The following is a 14601-nucleotide window of genomic DNA, read 5'->3' on the forward strand; positions in this document are numbered from 1 at the left end:
ATGGGCGCGCAGGCGCTGCAAGGTCAGACAGATCAGTTTAGCAGGTATAGCGAGATGTTGAGCACGCTGGCAAAGCCTACCCAGGCCAGATAGGGAAGGAAGAGAAGCGCGCTGATCCTGTCCCGCGTCCAGCTTTTGCCGATGAATACGATGATGGCAATCAGCATCGGAATGATGACGATGAGGCCAAGCATCGTGCTCTCCATGCCGAAGAAGGCAGGCGACCACAGGAAGTTGAGTGCCATCTGGCCGAACCAGACATGCATGCGCGAGGATGAGGGGGCCTCCAGCCAGGTGCGCGCGCCAGCAATGCCGATAAGTACGTAAAGCGTGGTCCAGACCGGACCGAAGATCCAGTTGGGCGGATTGAAGGAGGGCTTGTTCAACGATTGATACCAATCGCCTGGAACATTGTTGATGCCAATGAGAGCGCCGAGACCGGCGACCGCAACCACGAAAATGAGATAGATCACAATCCGCTTCATGCAACGCGATGTAGGGCGGTTCAAACCTTTTGGCCAGAGGCCGGAAACGGCCTTCGTATCTTTTCAACCCAGTCGTATGAGGTGTTGATCCCAGGCGAGATTGGAACGGGTCGCTGCAAGGGTTCCCCTGTAGGAGGAAACGGCGATGCCCTCAGCCGAGGGAGCAATCCCTGCGGCATCCGGCACGCTTTCTTCCGCCAGCACGCGACCGCTCACCGCATCCAGAATGACGGCGGCTCCGCCCTTCGGCGATGCCAGCCCGACGAGCCGCTCCTTTCGGTTGATGGCAATCGCGCCAACATAATTTGCCAGCCTTTCCGTAGTCTCTCGCGGCAGATTGACAAATGAAAGATCCTCGCCAAGCGAGAAGTGACCGGCCAAAGGCGGGTGGTCGTTGCGGCCGCCCTCATATTGGCAGGCGAACCAGATGCGGCCACCCACATCGATATCGAGATGTCGCGTCGAAAGCTGGCTCAGATGCGATGGCATGCCGTGACGCTGGATGAGCGCGCCATCCTTTGCATCCAGAATGGCAAGGGAGGGCTGCATATGGTCGAGGTTAAGCTTTGTTCGGCCAAAATCCGGGTGAGTCTCTATGCCGCCATTGGCAATCACGAGAAAGCGGCCATCGTCGCTGACAGTCATGTCATGGGTGCCGATGCCGCCCGCATCGAACTCGCCGATCCGGGCAAAGCCGTTGGTCGCATCGTAGAGGCCAATCACGCCGCGTTTGCCGTCAAAGTCATTTTCGCTGGCATAGAGCAGCCTGCCATCCGGTGAGAAATGCCCGTGACCGTAGAAGTGGCGGTCTGCCGGGGTGTGGATGATGACTGGCTCCGCTTTCCCGGTCGCGTCGAAGATCATCGCAAAGGTGCCGGGACGCCGCGCGAAGGCAACACCGCGCCCGGTGGCCTTGCAGAAGGCCAGTCCGTGAGCGCGGGATGGCAACAAGGTTCGATCGATCACTTCGCCGCGCTCGCTGATGATGGCAAGGCCGAAGCTTCCATCCGGCGCACGGAAGCCGGATGCAAACACGGCATCGGCTCTTTCCACCGCGAAGAGTTGCCGAGGGGTCAGGGCGCTCAGAAACCCGATGCCCGCGGCCCTGATGAAGCTGCGCCGGTCGATGGGCACTGTGCGCATGCGGGTCAGTCTCCGTCGGAAAAGGAGAAGCCTGCACCCAGGCCGAGCCCGCCGCCCAGATTGTCATTCAGCCGGATGATGAGGTCGCGGCTGTTCAGCAGGGCAAAATCCAGCTTCTGGCGGTCTTCAGGGTTCGTCACGGCCTTTTCCACGTCGGGATCGATCCTGCTGATCGTATTGATCAGCGACTTCAGGACGAAATCGATGGAGGAGACGATGGATTGCTGGTCCTCGTTCAGAAGAGTGGCAATGCCGGATTCGTCCAGCATGGTCTGAACGCCTTCGAGGTTTTCCGTGAGCATGGCAAAGGAAAGGCCGGAGCGCCAGAAGAGCGCCTGACGCGGGAAGGCCTGCGCCTCCGGTCCCTTATAGAAGGTTTCGATGCGCTGATCGCGCAGCGCTTCCGAGGCGTGAACGAGAATGCCAAGCACCGCAGTGACCGCTTCTTCATTGGTGCGAAAGGCTGCACTGTCCGGCCCGGGATTTTTCCAGTCCCGAGCTATTCCGTCGCCACCGTTCCAGGCCTGAACCAGCTCGGTGCCGATCCGCTGGATATTGCCCGCAATGGCAAGGCCGTAGCGGCAACGATAGCTATCCGCTTTCGTGGCAACCTCTTCCCAACCGGTACCGTGGAGAACAAATTCCAGCGCACCGAGTCCTTGAACCGCTACGCTTTTGCCCGCGAGCGTGGCAGGGGAGGTGGCCGTCTCATCTGCTGAGGCAAGCAGTGCCTGCACCTGACGCAGGCCAAGGCCTTTCTTGTCTGGGTAAAACAGCACACGCTCAAACCGGTTTTGCTCAAGCACTGGTCCAACGCGCACGATCTCGATCCGGCCCCAGCTTCTGGCTGTACGGGCAAAGGCATCCCGCGCCTGTTCCAGATTGGTTTGCGATGGCATTGAACAAAGCTGCATCATCCGGTCTGTCAACTGGCCGGCCTTGTCGGTGAAGTCGCGGTAGCCGGGTTCTATGACCTTCTCGATGGTCGCTTCCATCAGCGCGACTGTCTTTTCACGTGTCAAAACCGGCGGCGGAGATGGATTGGCGTCCTGCGCCGGAGAGCTGCCGACAGCCAGAAGGGTCATGCCCAGAGCAAACAGGAAGATGCGCATCATAGCGACTCCAGAAAGGTCAAAAGCGCCTCTCGATCCTGTCGAGCCGACGCGGCGAAAGCATTGCGGGCCGTTTCTGCCTCTCCGCCATGCCATAAGATGGCTTCGGTCAGATTGCGTGCCCGCCCGTCATGCAGGAAGAAGCTGTGTCCGCTGACGGTTTTTGTCAGCCCGATCCCCCAGAGCGGCGGCGTGCGCCACTCACGGCCTGAGGCGGAGCCAACGCTTTGGCCATCTGCCAGTCCTTCGCCCATATCATGCAGCAGGAAATCGGAATAGGGCCAGATGAGCTGGAAGGCCTGTGCCTTGTCCAGCGCATCGCGGCGAGTGACAAATTTGGGCAGGTGGCAACTGACGCAGCCAAGCTGGTAAAACACCTGCTTGCCCTGCAAGACCGCTGGTGCATCGACGTTGCGCCGTTGCGGCACTGCCAGTTGCTGCGAATAGAAGGTGACGAGATCCAGGATAGGATCTGGCGCTTCGGTATCGCCCAAGCGGGGCTGGACGCCATTCGGCAGCGACAGGCATTGGGTTTCTGCTGCCGTGCAATCGCCGTTCGGGTTTGGCCTGTCCGGTGTGGAAATGCCCATGTCTGCGGAAAAAGCTGCCGCCACCTGATCGCGCACCGTTGCATTCTGTGCCTTGAAGCCGAAACGGCCGAGCGCCAGTTCCCCGCTTCTATGATCGCGCACTACCGCCGCGCGGCCCGAAATGCCATCGCCATTCCTGTCGTCCGGATCGGCATTTGCCAGAATATCGGCTTCGGAAATCGCTTCGATCAAACCCATGCCCGACATCGGAGGGGCAATGCGGGGTGATAGTGTGACATCCGGTTCAAGCGGGCCATAGGCAAGGTTCGTTACGGAGTAGCGCGGCTTGCGCAGTGATATCCTTGTACCATCGGCGAGGGTAACGGGAGTTTCGTCATAGGCGACTCGCATTTCCCCCTCGGCTGCAAGCCCTGGCGCTGCCAGATCCTGCAATTGCTCACCGTAAACGGCGTCTGGAAAGTTCAGAACCTCCCCGCGCTCGATGCGGGCCTTTTCATCCGGTGTGCGGGCAGGGCGTGCAAGCCGGATGAGCATGGAGATATGGTCGCTGGAGCCCTCGGGCGGATGGCCACGGCCGTCCCGCACGTGGCAGCTGATACAGGACCTCGCATTGTAGAGCGGGCCCAAGCCATCGGAGGCTTGCGTGGAGGAGGGGGAGGCGACCCAAAGCTTGGTGAAGAGGGCATTCCCGAGCTTGAATTCGTGCTGTTGATCGAAGTCGAGGTTGGCGGAAAATTGCGAGAAGGCATTCTGATCGGCGGCTGCAAGCGAGGTTGCCGCGCCACCAGACATGGCTTCAAAGGCTTCCGCCTTGGCAAAGTCCCTCGCCGGTTGAACAACCTGCCTCACCCGAGCCAGATCCGCGGGCGACAGATCCGAGCGCTGTCTCCACCGCTCCGGCACGTCTTCCTGCGCCAAGGCGCTGGAAAGCATGGTCAGGGCCGAAAGGGCTGTGGCACAGCAAGCGGAGCGGAGAGAGGTGCGGCGCATCGAAACGTCAGGGCCGCGCGGTACAAACCGGGCGGCCCTGCCTTTGACTTATTGGAAGACAGCGTTCGGATTGTCGAGGCTGTCTGAACCTTCCAGTTTGATGGTTCCGAGATCCAGCGCGGCAATCACCCGCTCGATGGATTTCGTCTGGTCAATCAGGCCATCAATGGCTGCTTGAACCGCGGCATTGCCTTCCTTGTTGCCCTCACCGATCATCTGGTCATAGGCTTCGACCTTCTGGGCGCGGTCTGCAATCGCCTTCATCGCCGATACGGTCTTGTCCAGCTTGCCGGACAATTCCGTATCGAGAGCAGCATCCTTTGCCTTCACAAGGTCATGCAAGGAAGGGCCGGTCATCTTTGTGCCGTCAACGCGGGTATAGGTGCCGTTATAAGCTTCCTGGATGCCGAGCGCATCGTTGAGATGGGCATTATGCGTATTGTCCGAGAAGCAATCCTGCTCTTCCTCGGGATCATGCAGCAGAAGGCCAAGCTTCATGCGTTCGCCAGCGAGTTCGCCGTAGGAGAGTGAGCCCATGCCGGTGACGATGGCCGTGAGACCGGCCTTCGGATCGGCAGTGACGGCCTTGAAAGCCTCGCCATCCGGTGCCCAGGCGACAACCATTTCCTGCAAATCCTGAACGAGAAGTGTGGATGCCGACTTCAGGTAATCGGCCCGACGGTCGCAATTGCCGTGGGTGCAATTGGCCTTGTCATAATCGGTATAGGGGCGGTTGCCAGCACCGGGGCCTGTGCCGTTCAGGTCTTGTCCCCACAGCAGGAACTCGATGGCATGATAGCCGGTTGCCACATTGGCTTCCACCTCACCGGCCTCATGCAGGCTGCGGATCAGTTCGGGCGTGATCTTCGAGGCGTCGATCTCCTCGCCATTCACCGAAAGCTTGGGATTGGCGATGATGTTGGCCGTGTAGAAGGCGTTGGAATCGCTTTCCGTGCCGTAGGCGGCATCGACATAGTCGATCAGCCCTTCATCCAGAGGCCAGGCGTTTACCTTGCCTTCCCAATCGTCAACAATCGGGTTTCCGAAGCGATAGACCTCAGTGTGAAGGTAGGGCACGCGTGCGGCAATCCAGGCTGCACGGGCCGCTTTTAAGGTCTCGTCCGAAGGCTTGGCGATGAGGTTGTCGATGGCCTTGTCCAGTGCCTTTGCGGTGTTCAAGGCATCTTCGAACTTGGCATGGCCCACGGTCGCGTAATGCTTCACGACCTCCAACGGCTCCGCGGCTCTGGCGGGAATGGCCGCAAACGCCACGGATGCAGCCAGGGCGGCCAGACTTGAGTTGATGAATGTACGGCGGAGCATGTCCCCTCCTTAAGAGCAATTGCGGATCGAATGTCCAATCCCGCTTTTCCGATGGAAGGCGGTAAAAGAAAGACAGGCTTTCCACCCCCGGGAATTACCGGCTTTCTCCACCGCGTCGGGCGAAGTCATTGCGCAAAATAAAACTAGTGTCAAATGATCTAGATTAGAGGCGCGCAAATGATTCGCTAAAATTGACGACCGTCAATCCGCGCGCCTGGGCTCTGCTCTTATGCCTGTCTCTCGCTCTGCGTTCAGGCCATGCGTTTCATCTTGCAGAAGAAGAAACCGTCCGTATCGGTACTTGCAGGTGTCAGCGTCAAGGTCTTGTCATTGGCGCTGTGCGGCTGGGGGGCATTGTCACCAAACAGCGTTTTCCAATCGGCAAGCGCGGACTGGACCTCGAAATGGGGATTGCGTTCCAGGAAACGTGCGATCTGTCGATCGTTTTCCTCCGGCAGAACCGAGCAGGTAACATAGACGAGCGTGCCGCCCGGGCGCACATAGGCGGAGGCTGATGTCATCGCATCCTGCTGCTGGTCCAGCCGTTCCTCGATATTGCGGGGCGTGATGCGCCACTTCGTATCGGGGCGGCGTCTCCAGGTGCCTGTGCCGGTGCAGGGGGCATCCACCAGAACGATGTCCAGCTTCTCCTTGAGGCTGTCCATGTCCTTGATGTTGTCGTGAACCTGCACGTTGCGCGTACCAGCCCGCCGCAAGCGCTCGATAATCGGAGCCAGGCGCTTGCGATCAGCATCGTAGGCGTGGACCTGTCCCTTGTTGTTCATCGATGCGGAAAGCGCGAGCGTTTTTCCGCCGCCGCCTGCGCAATAATCCAGAACCTGTTGTCCTTCCTTGGGAAGAACCAGATCGGCAACGATCTGCGAACCCTCGTCCTGCACTTCGAACCAGCCCTTCTGGAAGGAAAGCTCTGCCGTAACATTGGGAAGCCTGGATGCGCCATCGCCAGCCGGAATGCGGATGCCTTGCCGCGCAATGCGCGTTGCGCCAGCATTTGAGCGTTCAAGCGCCTTGATGACCTTTTCGCGATTGGCCTTCAAGGTATTGGCCCGGAGATCGAGTGTCGGGCGGCCTGCCATGGCCTGTGCCTCTTTCAGCCACTCTTCGGCGAAACAGGCTTCGAAGCTCGACACCAGCCATTCGGGAATATCGCCCTGCACATGAGCCGGCGCTTGTGATAGCTGGCGGCTCTGCAGAGCGGAGAGATCCGGTGCGGCGGGCGCAAACTTGTCGTCCGCCAATTCTACCTCAAGCGTCTCCGGGGTGAAGCCCCATTGCCGCAGGAGAACCGCATAAACGAGAGCCGTTTCGCTTTCATCGTCCATCAACCAGGCATGCGACAGGCGCATGCGCAATGCGTCATAGACGATATTGCCGATGGCAGCGCGATCGCCGGACCCGGCAAAGCGATGGGCAAGGCCCCAGTCCTTCAGTGCATCGGCGACCGGGCGCTTGCGTGCCTCGATATCCGCCAATACTTCGATGGCAGCAGCCATCCGTCCGCCCAATCGCATGTCCTGATCTCCTTGCTTTCAAAGGCGCGTGTAACCGTGAAAGCCGTTCAGGGCAAGCCGCAGGCCATGGGCGGACCCTTCCGGAAGGTCAGCCGATCACCTCGTAACAGACATTGGCCGTGCCGGAAGCGACCATGCCGATGTTCTGTGCGGCTGCCTTCGAGAGATCAATAACCCGTCCCTTGATGAATGGGCCGCGGTCGTTGATGCGCACAATCACGGTCTTGCCGTTGCGCTTGTTGGTAACCTTCACCTTGGTGCCGAAGCTGAGCGAGCGGTGAGCTGCAGTCATTTTCGCAGCGTTCATACGTTCGCCGGATGCCGTCTTGGAGCCGAGAGCATACCAGGAGGCGTGTCCACAACCTGGCGCAGCATGTGCTGCAGTGGTGCTCAAGAGTGAGAGAGATGCGATGGCAACCGCGGCGAAAGTTGAGCGTTTAGCGTTCTTCAAATCCTGTTGTCCCCTGTGAACCCAGTGCTGAATTTCGTGTGGGCTGGCTTAGGCAGGGGCAAAAAAGGCGAAAAAGTGGGCTTTGAGTTCACGCAATATTTCAGCGTGTAACATTCGTGATGGTTAGCTGCCTAATGATAGATTGCTATGAATACGCAAAAAATAAGCAAAATCAGCTAGTTTTAGGAATGGCATTCCAAGCTTGGCGCGGATGCTGATTCGAGCGAAAATCGTGAAGAAAAATTTTTATCGCCAAAGAGAAATGACTGCCTCATTTGGACAAATTTTGTGGCGCTTTGTCATGAATGTTAAAATTTCCCGATCAACAAAGATGGCTAGGAAGGAATTTCCTGCCTACGGGAGCGACTTGCGCGGGCCAGAAAAGCGCCCGTATTCACGCGCGCCAGCGTCCATCGTCCCAGAGCTGCCGAAGCGAAACGCGATAATCGGGATAACGGAAACTAAATCCCAGGTTGCGAATTTTTTCGTTCGAAACCCGCTTGTTCTCCCCATAGAAAGACCGCGCCATGGGTGACAGTTCAGCGGTCTCGAAGGCCTGTTCGGGCGGCGGTGCGACGCCCATGATGCGTGCCGCTTCGGTAACGACATCCTGCGGCGGGGCGGGCTCGTGATCGGTGACATTGAATATGCCGTCCGCCTTGCGATCTGCGAGAAACCGGGTTGCACGAGCGATGTCCTCGACGCGAATGCGATTGAAGACCTGGCCCGGCTTGACCAGACGGCGGGCATTGCCCTCCGCAAGATTGATGAAACCGTTGCGACCGGGGCCATAAATGCCTGATAGCCGCAGGATCGCCAGCGGCAGGGCGTCTCGCATCGCAGCAGTTATCCAGCCATCCTCGGCAGCCACACGCTCACGCGAGCGTGCAGAGACGGGTTTGCAGAGGGTGTCTTCGTCCACCCAGCCGCCCTCATGGTCTCCGTAGACGCCCACGGTGGACAAATAGGCACACCATTCGAGCTTCGGCATCAAATCGAGAAGCCTGTCTCCCGACAGCATCAGCACAGGATCTCCTGCCGATCCCGGTGCAATCGACTGGATGAGGTGCGTGGTTTCGCGGAGTTCCGTCCGCAGCCCGTCGGAAATGGCATGTCCATCGAAGAGGAAGGGGCGAATGGCGCTCTGGCGCAAGTGGGCCGCCTTGTCTTCACTCCGCGTCGTTCCGGCAACGCTTGCCCCCGCAGAGAGCAGCTCGGCGCCGATTGCCTGACCGGAATAACCCGCTCCGAAGATCATTACCCGCATCTAGCCCACTCCCAATTTCCATTCATGTTCGACGTCACTGTCTTCGTCCGGTTGGCGGATTTCAGCAAGAGCCAGAAACTCCTGTTTTGTCAGAAGGCGGGAAAGAGCCCAGATTGCCATGGCGCGCACAACGGGAGAGGGATCCTGCAAGAGGCGCCGACAGGGCGCAATCAGCGAGGCGTTACCACTATTGCCGGCCGCAATCAGCACGTTGCGGATAAAGCGGTCGCGCCCGATGCGCTTGACCGGCGAACCACTGAACAGGCTGCGAAAGGCGGCATCATCCAGCGCCAGAAGCGAGGCGATGCTCGGCTCCTTCAGGTCCTCGCGCGCCCGCAGCTTCATCTCGGATGCTTCCGCCGCGAACTTGTTCCAGGGGCAGGCCGCAAGACAATCGTCGCAGCCATAAATGCGATTGCCGATCCTCTCGCGAAGATCGGGATCGATGCGGCCCTTGTGCTCGATCGTGAGATAGGAAATGCAGCGCCGCGCATCGATCTGATAGGGCGCCGGGAAGGCGTTCGTCGGGCAGGCGTCCAGACAGGCGCGGCAGGAGCCGCAGTGATCCCGCTCGCGCTCGTCTATCTCCAGGTCCGCCGTCGTGAACATGCTGCCGAGGAAGAGCCATGATCCGAAACTGCGGCTGACCAGATTGGTGTGCTTTCCCTGCCAGCCGAGCCCCGCTGCTTCCCCCAGCGGCTTTTCCATCACCGGAGCCGTATCGACGAAGACTTTGACATCCTCGCCTGCACGGGCGGCAAAACGCGTGGCGATTTCCTTGAGTTTTCCCTTGATGATGTCGTGATAATCGCGATTGCGCGCATAGACCGAAATGGCGGCACGATCCTTTCGCGCCAGAAGCGCGCGCGGATCCTCGTCAGGCCCGTAATTCATGCCGAACATGACAATGGAGCGCACATCGGACCACAGCACACGTGGGTCCGCCCGGCGCTCCAATGTTTCTTCCATCCAGCTCATCGTGCCGTGCCGGCCGGCCTCCACGAAAGCTGCCAATCTGGCTGGGGCCTGAGGAATGGCGCTGGGAAGGGTGATCCGACAGAGATCGAAGCCCTGCAGGCGGGCTTCATCACGGATGAAGCCGGTCAGCTTGCGCCGCCGCTCTTCTATCTTGTGCAGTTGGCGATCCGTCTGGTGCGCCTGCTCCTGCTCAGAAATCGAGGTCCGCATAATGAGATACCGGCGTAATGCCGCGGATGCGCTCAGCCAGGAGTGGCCGGAACGATGGGCGCGACTTCAGCCTCTGATACCACTCCTTGGCAACCGGTGTCTCCTGCCAATCGATCTCGCCCAGATAATCGAGAACCGAAAGCGAGGCGGCTGCAGCGAGATCCGCATAGGAAAGACGCTCACCCGCCAGCCAGGTGCGGGATCCGGCAAGCCAGGACAGATATTTCATATGCTGGCGAATATTGCCGCGCGCGGTGCGCAGGACCTTGGAATCCGGTGCGCCGCCGCCTTGCGCAGGCGTCATCTGCAGTTTGTAGACACGTTCGCGTGTGAGCGGCCGTGTCACATCCTGTTCCATCTTTTGCAGGAACCACTCCGTCAGGCGACGGATCTCTGCTCTCTGGAAGGGATCTTCAGCGAAGAGCCGCTTGTCCCGTTTCAGCACGCCATGCGTTTCATCCAGGAATTCGAACAGCACGGTCGGGCCGCATAGCGCCCGCATGCTGTCGTCCACATAGACCGGCAGCGTGCCCGCAGGATTGATCGCCAGGAACTCACGACGCTTCTCCCACGTCTGTTCCTCGACGAAGTCCGTCTGAAAGCCATATTCGGCCAGTATCAGCCGCACGAATCGCGAGGCAGACGACATAGGATGATGATAGAGCGTTGGCATTGATACTCGAATATAAAGATTGCTGTTATAAGCCTGAGTCGATCAGGATCACCAAAGCCGGAATGTGGCTGACATATGGCAGCCAGTCCGATTTGCTAGCTCGAAGTTGCTGATTTCCCCTCAATATAGTTCCCATCCCCGTTAATAAAGGATCAAGAATGGCGGACCACTCCCTCCTAAGCGCCTTCCTTCTTGGTGTTATCGAAGGAATCACGGAATTCCTTCCGATCTCCAGCACCGGTCACCTCATCATTGCAGAGCAATGGCTGGGCCAGCGTTCCGACACCTTCAACATTGTTATCCAGGCAGGCGCGATCCTGGCGGTCACGATTATTTATTGGCGGCGGCTGATGGATCTGGCTCTTGGCTGGCGCGAGCCGAAGAACTTCCAATATGCTGCAAAGCTCATGCTCGCTTTCCTGATTACCGCTGTCCTTGGCCTGATCGTCAAGAAGATGGGCTTCGAGCTGCCTGAGAACGCAAGCCCCATCGCCTGGGCTCTCGTCATTGGCGGTATCTGGATGATTGTTGCGGAATGGGCTGCTGCCAAGCGTCCACAAAGCACGGAAATCACCTGGCTGGTTGCCGTTCTGGTTGGCATTGCGCAGGTGATTGCTGGCGTTTTCCCTGGCACGTCGCGCTCTGCCTCCACTATCTTCATTGCCATGCTGGCTGGAACGGGCAATCGCGCAGCGGCCACCGAATTCGCTTTCCTGGTTGGCATTCCAACCATGTATGCGGCCAGCGGCTATCAGCTTCTGAAAACCGTCAACGAAAACGGCTTTGCTGGCGAAGACTGGGCCTCGCTTGGCGTTGCCTTCGTCACGTCCACGGTGGTTGCCTTCATCGCGGTGAAGTGGCTGCTTTCCTACATCCAGACGAATCGCTTCACCGTGTTTGCCATCTACCGCATCATCCTCGGTATTGCGCTTCTGGGCATGGCCTATTCGGGCATCATTGCCTGACACTTTGAAACAGAAATGGCCGGTCGCGTGACCGGCCATTTGTTAAGAAGCATTCTAAAAAGCAATCCATGACGGTGCACTCCTTGGGAGCAAGTGCGCCGGTTTTCGTGTCACGGTGCTGAAAAGCGCCCGTGTGGGCGCTCGCACATGAAGCTTAGTGACGGATCGAGCCGGTTGCGCAGGGATCAACCCCATAGGCGGGAGCGCAGTCGCTCTTGTTCGCAGCCACGGTACCGGGCGCAAGGAAAGAGCCTGCCAGAATTACGAGTGCCGCACACGCAAAAAAAAGTGCGATGGACTTGCCCATGGGGGAATGCCTTTCGGAGGATGGGGAGTGAGTCACGGCCAATTTCAAACCTTAGAACCGGCGCGGGTTTACGAGCCGTATGGTGAAGATTCAATAGAAGAGTTTGTTGAACTGCAGGTTAACGCAACTCAATTTTCCGTTGCGTCTTTTTGGTCACAAGTCAGAATACGAAACAGGCAGGATTGCGCCCTGCCTGTCGCATCAGATCTCAAGCGACGTTAGATCGCGCCCAGTAAAGCTGCGTCAGTGGCTTTGCCAAACGAGGTGTGTCAAAGCCGTGGCCTGCACCGTGAGGAGCTATACTCAAGGGCCGTGAAGCACCTCGCCAACGGCAAGATGGCTGCCCGATCAGGCAGCCTTGCCGGTATTGGTGAACTGGCCCTGTACGCGGTACTGCACCAGATAGCTCGGCAGAATCGTATCCACCAGCGTCGGACGGATGCCGAAAGCTGCCAAGGTGCGGCCTTCCTGCTCGGCTTCCTTGGAAACCACATTATCCTTTTTCAGCAGTGTTACCTGATCGCTGGTCAGCGGCGGCGTGATGAGGGGGATCATCGAGGCAATGCTGCCGATCATGGACGCAACGCCGAAGGGCAGGGAAACCAGCGGGCGCTTGCGATAGGTCACGCGCAACACCGTCTCAAGACATTCCTTGAAGGTAAGGACCTCCGGGCCGCCCAATTCGTAAATCTGGCCCTTCTTGACCTTGCCATCCACCGACTGCGCCACGGCTTCCGCAACGTCTTCCACGTAAACCGGCTGGAACTTCGTCTTTCCGCCGCCGATCAGCGGCAGGAAGGGCATAGTGCGCGCCATATCCGCAAACTTGTTGAAGAAGTTGTCTTCCTTGCCGAAAATGATGGAGGGGCGCAGAATGATCGCGTCCTGGATGATGGACAGGATTGCGTCTTCGGCGCGGCCCTTGCTGCGGGCATAGGAAGAGGTCGATTTCGCATCAGCGCCGAGCGCAGAAATGTGCGTGAGGCTTGCACCAGCGGCCCGTGCTGCTTCGGCCACGGCCTTGGCGCCAAATTCCTGCACGGAGTCAAAGGAATTCTTGCCGCTTTCAAACAGAATGCCAACGCAGTTCACGACATGGTCGGAACCGGCAACGGCCTGATCGATCGACTTGCGGTAGCGCAGGTTGGCTTGAACGAGCTGGATTTGCCCGACATAGCCTGCCGGACGCAGGAAGCCGGCCAGATCGGGGCGACGGACAGCAACGCGAACACGATAGCCGCGCTTTGCCAGCGCCCGAACCACATGCCTGCCGACAAAGCCCGAGCCCCCGAACACGGTGACGAGCGGCGGAAGATTGGACATGGTCATGGAAGTGCTCCGAAAGCCAAGGAGTGATATGTTTTTCTTAGTCTCTAGCCCAAAGCGGAGGGCAGGTGAAGTCTTGGCGCGCACTCATCGCCTGCTCCACTGCATTTTCTCTGCCATGAACGGTCAAGTCAGGTTAAACGGTTAAGTAGGGTTAAATGCCCTCGACGACCAGCATTTCCGCATCGGCCACTTCCTGGCGGATCTTGGCTGCCACCTGATATTCGGGGGAATTGTAGCAATCCACCGCGTGTTGCAGGGATGGGAATTCGATCACCACATTGCGGGCGCGGGCGGTGCCTTCCAGGCGCGCATATTCACCACCCCGTGCCAGAAAGTTTGCACCATATTTTTCGAATGCCGGTTTCGCGGCTGCTACATAATCCTTGTAGCGCTCGGGGTCGCGAACATCCACGCGTGCGATCCAGTAACCCTTGGGCATGTCGTCCTCCAAATATCTGTCAGTGCTCATTCAGATGATGAGAACAGTCAAAGTGCAAGCGACATTTCGTTCAGGATTGCTTTTGCCGCAGCCACGGGGTCAGTCGCCTTGACGACAGGACGCCCAACCACCAGATGGCTGGAGCCGTTGCGGATGGCATCGCCGGGCGTCACGACACGCTTCTGGTCGCCTGCGTCAGAACCGGCGGGGCGAATGCCGGGTGTGACAAGTGCCATATTCGGGCCGATGATCTGGCGCACGGCAGCGGATTCCTCTGCAGAGCATACAATGCCCCCCATGCCTGCCGTCCGCGCCTGTTCCGCCCGCCGGATAACCAAGGAGCGTGGATCGGTATCGTAGCCCGCTTCCTTCAGGTCTGCATCATCCATGGAGGTCAGAACGGTCACGCCGAGGAGGCATAGATTGGAACCCCTGGCCGCATCAACGGCAGCGCGCATCGCCTTCGGGTAAGCGTGCAGCGTCAGCATATTGACGCCCATCTTCGCGACATTCTCGACCCCGTGGGCAACGGTGTTGTCGATATCGAGAAGTTTCATGTCGAGAAAGACGGATTTTCCGTCGCGCAGCAGATCACGCGCCAGTTCCAACCCGCCAATGAAGGCAAGCTGGTAGCCGATCTTGTAGAAGGAGACGGTATCGGAAAGCTTGGCGACCAGCGCCTCAGCCTCTGCGATGGTGGGAACATCCAGGCCCACGATCAGGCGTTCGCGTGCGGCTGCGCTCATACTATCTCTCCCTCGGCTGAATTTGATGGGCTTGCAACTCGCACGGAAGGCGCGATGCTGCAAGCCGCTTTTATTCGGCAGAGAGTTTGACAGGCGCCGG

The 14601-nt window shown here is 58.8% G+C and carries 14 protein-coding genes; 1 reads left to right on the plus strand and 13 read right to left on the minus strand.

Annotated elements, in window-relative coordinates:
• Window positions 1-32: 32 nt before the first annotated feature.
• The 10 genes from ACFSE1_RS04345 to ACFSE1_RS04390 form a co-directional block, all read right to left on the minus strand.
• Window positions 33-485, minus strand: coding sequence for a TspO/MBR family protein (locus ACFSE1_RS04345; protein WP_377396967.1), 453 nt, complete (start codon window positions 483-485; stop codon window positions 33-35).
• Between the two features lie 63 nt (window positions 486-548).
• Window positions 549-1628, minus strand: a complete 1080-nt coding sequence (locus ACFSE1_RS04350) for a DUF1513 domain-containing protein (protein ID WP_377396969.1) — start codon at window positions 1626-1628, stop codon at window positions 549-551.
• 5 nt (window positions 1629-1633) lie between these two features.
• Window positions 1634-2740 (minus strand): imelysin family protein, encoded by a 1107-nt coding sequence (locus tag ACFSE1_RS04355; RefSeq protein ID WP_377397235.1) that lies wholly within the window; start codon window positions 2738-2740, stop codon window positions 1634-1636.
• On the minus strand, window positions 2740-4281 hold the full coding sequence (locus tag ACFSE1_RS04360) for a di-heme oxidoreductase family protein (RefSeq protein ID WP_377396971.1): 1542 nt from the start codon (window positions 4279-4281) through the stop codon (window positions 2740-2742). Before ACFSE1_RS04360 ends, ACFSE1_RS04355 begins: the two co-directional genes overlap by 1 nt.
• A 48-nt stretch (window positions 4282-4329) precedes the next feature.
• Window positions 4330-5604, minus strand: coding sequence for an imelysin family protein (locus tag ACFSE1_RS04365; RefSeq protein ID WP_377396973.1), 1275 nt, complete (start codon window positions 5602-5604; stop codon window positions 4330-4332).
• A 251-nt stretch (window positions 5605-5855) separates the two neighbouring features.
• Window positions 5856-7136 (minus strand): RsmB/NOP family class I SAM-dependent RNA methyltransferase, encoded by a 1281-nt coding sequence (locus tag ACFSE1_RS04370; RefSeq protein ID WP_377396975.1) that lies wholly within the window; start codon window positions 7134-7136, stop codon window positions 5856-5858.
• Between the two features lie 88 nt (window positions 7137-7224).
• Window positions 7225-7548: a septal ring lytic transglycosylase RlpA family protein gene (locus ACFSE1_RS04375; protein WP_377397238.1), complete on the minus strand. Its 324-nt coding sequence runs from the start codon at window positions 7546-7548 to the stop codon at window positions 7225-7227.
• A gap of 433 nt (window positions 7549-7981) precedes the next feature.
• Complete coding sequence (locus ACFSE1_RS04380; protein WP_377396977.1) at window positions 7982-8854, minus strand: SDR family oxidoreductase; 873 nt, start codon at window positions 8852-8854, stop codon at window positions 7982-7984.
• On the minus strand, window positions 8855-10042 hold the full coding sequence (queG, locus tag ACFSE1_RS04385) for a tRNA epoxyqueuosine(34) reductase QueG (protein ID WP_377396979.1): 1188 nt from the start codon (window positions 10040-10042) through the stop codon (window positions 8855-8857).
• Window positions 10023-10715 (minus strand): glutathione S-transferase family protein, encoded by a 693-nt coding sequence (locus ACFSE1_RS04390; RefSeq protein ID WP_377396981.1) that lies wholly within the window; start codon window positions 10713-10715, stop codon window positions 10023-10025. The genes queG and ACFSE1_RS04390 overlap by 20 nt, the downstream gene beginning before the upstream one ends.
• 158 nt (window positions 10716-10873) lie before the next feature.
• On the opposite strand from ACFSE1_RS04390, the gene ACFSE1_RS04395 reads away from it, so the two are divergent.
• Window positions 10874-11680, plus strand: coding sequence for an undecaprenyl-diphosphate phosphatase (locus ACFSE1_RS04395; RefSeq protein ID WP_377396983.1), 807 nt, complete (start codon window positions 10874-10876; stop codon window positions 11678-11680).
• 655 nt (window positions 11681-12335) lie between these two features.
• Here ACFSE1_RS04395 and ACFSE1_RS04400 read toward each other — a convergent pair.
• The 3 genes from ACFSE1_RS04400 to pyrF all read right to left on the minus strand — a co-directional run bounded on the left by ACFSE1_RS04400 (window position 12336) and on the right by pyrF (window position 14501).
• Window positions 12336-13316, minus strand: a complete 981-nt coding sequence (locus ACFSE1_RS04400; RefSeq protein WP_377396985.1) for a complex I NDUFA9 subunit family protein — start codon at window positions 13314-13316, stop codon at window positions 12336-12338.
• Window positions 13317-13467: 151 nt separating this feature from the next.
• Window positions 13468-13755, minus strand: coding sequence for a DUF1330 domain-containing protein (locus ACFSE1_RS04405; RefSeq protein WP_377396987.1), 288 nt, complete (start codon window positions 13753-13755; stop codon window positions 13468-13470).
• A 47-nt stretch (window positions 13756-13802) separates the two neighbouring features.
• A complete protein-coding gene (gene pyrF / locus ACFSE1_RS04410; RefSeq protein WP_377396989.1) occupies window positions 13803-14501 on the minus strand; it encodes an orotidine-5'-phosphate decarboxylase in 699 nt (232 codons plus the stop codon).
• Window positions 14502-14601 lie beyond the last annotated feature (100 nt).

This window comes from Affinirhizobium helianthi (assembly GCF_042680945.1).
GTDB classification, from domain to species: Bacteria; Pseudomonadota; Alphaproteobacteria; order Rhizobiales; family Rhizobiaceae; genus Neorhizobium; species Neorhizobium helianthi.

What these genes read in the sequence shown, in the direction of transcription:
- ACFSE1_RS04390 (WP_377396981.1), bottom strand. Translation starts at nt 10,715, where the DNA reads ATGCCAACGCTCTATCATCATCCTATGTCGTCTGCCTCGCGATTCGTG.
- ACFSE1_RS04400 (WP_377396985.1), bottom strand. Translation starts at nt 13,316, where the DNA reads ATGACCATGTCCAATCTTCCGCCGCTCGTCACCGTGTTCGGGGGCTCG.
- ACFSE1_RS04380 (WP_377396977.1), bottom strand. Translation starts at nt 8,854, where the DNA reads ATGCGGGTAATGATCTTCGGAGCGGGTTATTCCGGTCAGGCAATCGGC.
- ACFSE1_RS04350 (WP_377396969.1), bottom strand. Translation starts at nt 1,628, where the DNA reads ATGCGCACAGTGCCCATCGACCGGCGCAGCTTCATCAGGGCCGCGGGC.
- queG (WP_377396979.1), bottom strand. Translation starts at nt 10,042, where the DNA reads ATGCGGACCTCGATTTCTGAGCAGGAGCAGGCGCACCAGACGGATCGC.
- ACFSE1_RS04365 (WP_377396973.1), bottom strand. Translation starts at nt 5,604, where the DNA reads ATGCTCCGCCGTACATTCATCAACTCAAGTCTGGCCGCCCTGGCTGCA.
- ACFSE1_RS04370 (WP_377396975.1), bottom strand. Translation starts at nt 7,136, where the DNA reads ATGCGATTGGGCGGACGGATGGCTGCTGCCATCGAAGTATTGGCGGAT.
- ACFSE1_RS04345 (WP_377396967.1), bottom strand. Translation starts at nt 485, where the DNA reads ATGAAGCGGATTGTGATCTATCTCATTTTCGTGGTTGCGGTCGCCGGT.
- pyrF (WP_377396989.1), bottom strand. Translation starts at nt 14,501, where the DNA reads ATGAGCGCAGCCGCACGCGAACGCCTGATCGTGGGCCTGGATGTTCCC.
- ACFSE1_RS04355 (WP_377397235.1), bottom strand. Translation starts at nt 2,740, where the DNA reads ATGCGCATCTTCCTGTTTGCTCTGGGCATGACCCTTCTGGCTGTCGGC.
- ACFSE1_RS04395 (WP_377396983.1), top strand. Translation starts at nt 10,874, where the DNA reads ATGGCGGACCACTCCCTCCTAAGCGCCTTCCTTCTTGGTGTTATCGAA.
- ACFSE1_RS04405 (WP_377396987.1), bottom strand. Translation starts at nt 13,755, where the DNA reads ATGCCCAAGGGTTACTGGATCGCACGCGTGGATGTTCGCGACCCCGAG.
- ACFSE1_RS04360 (WP_377396971.1), bottom strand. Translation starts at nt 4,281, where the DNA reads ATGCGCCGCACCTCTCTCCGCTCCGCTTGCTGTGCCACAGCCCTTTCG.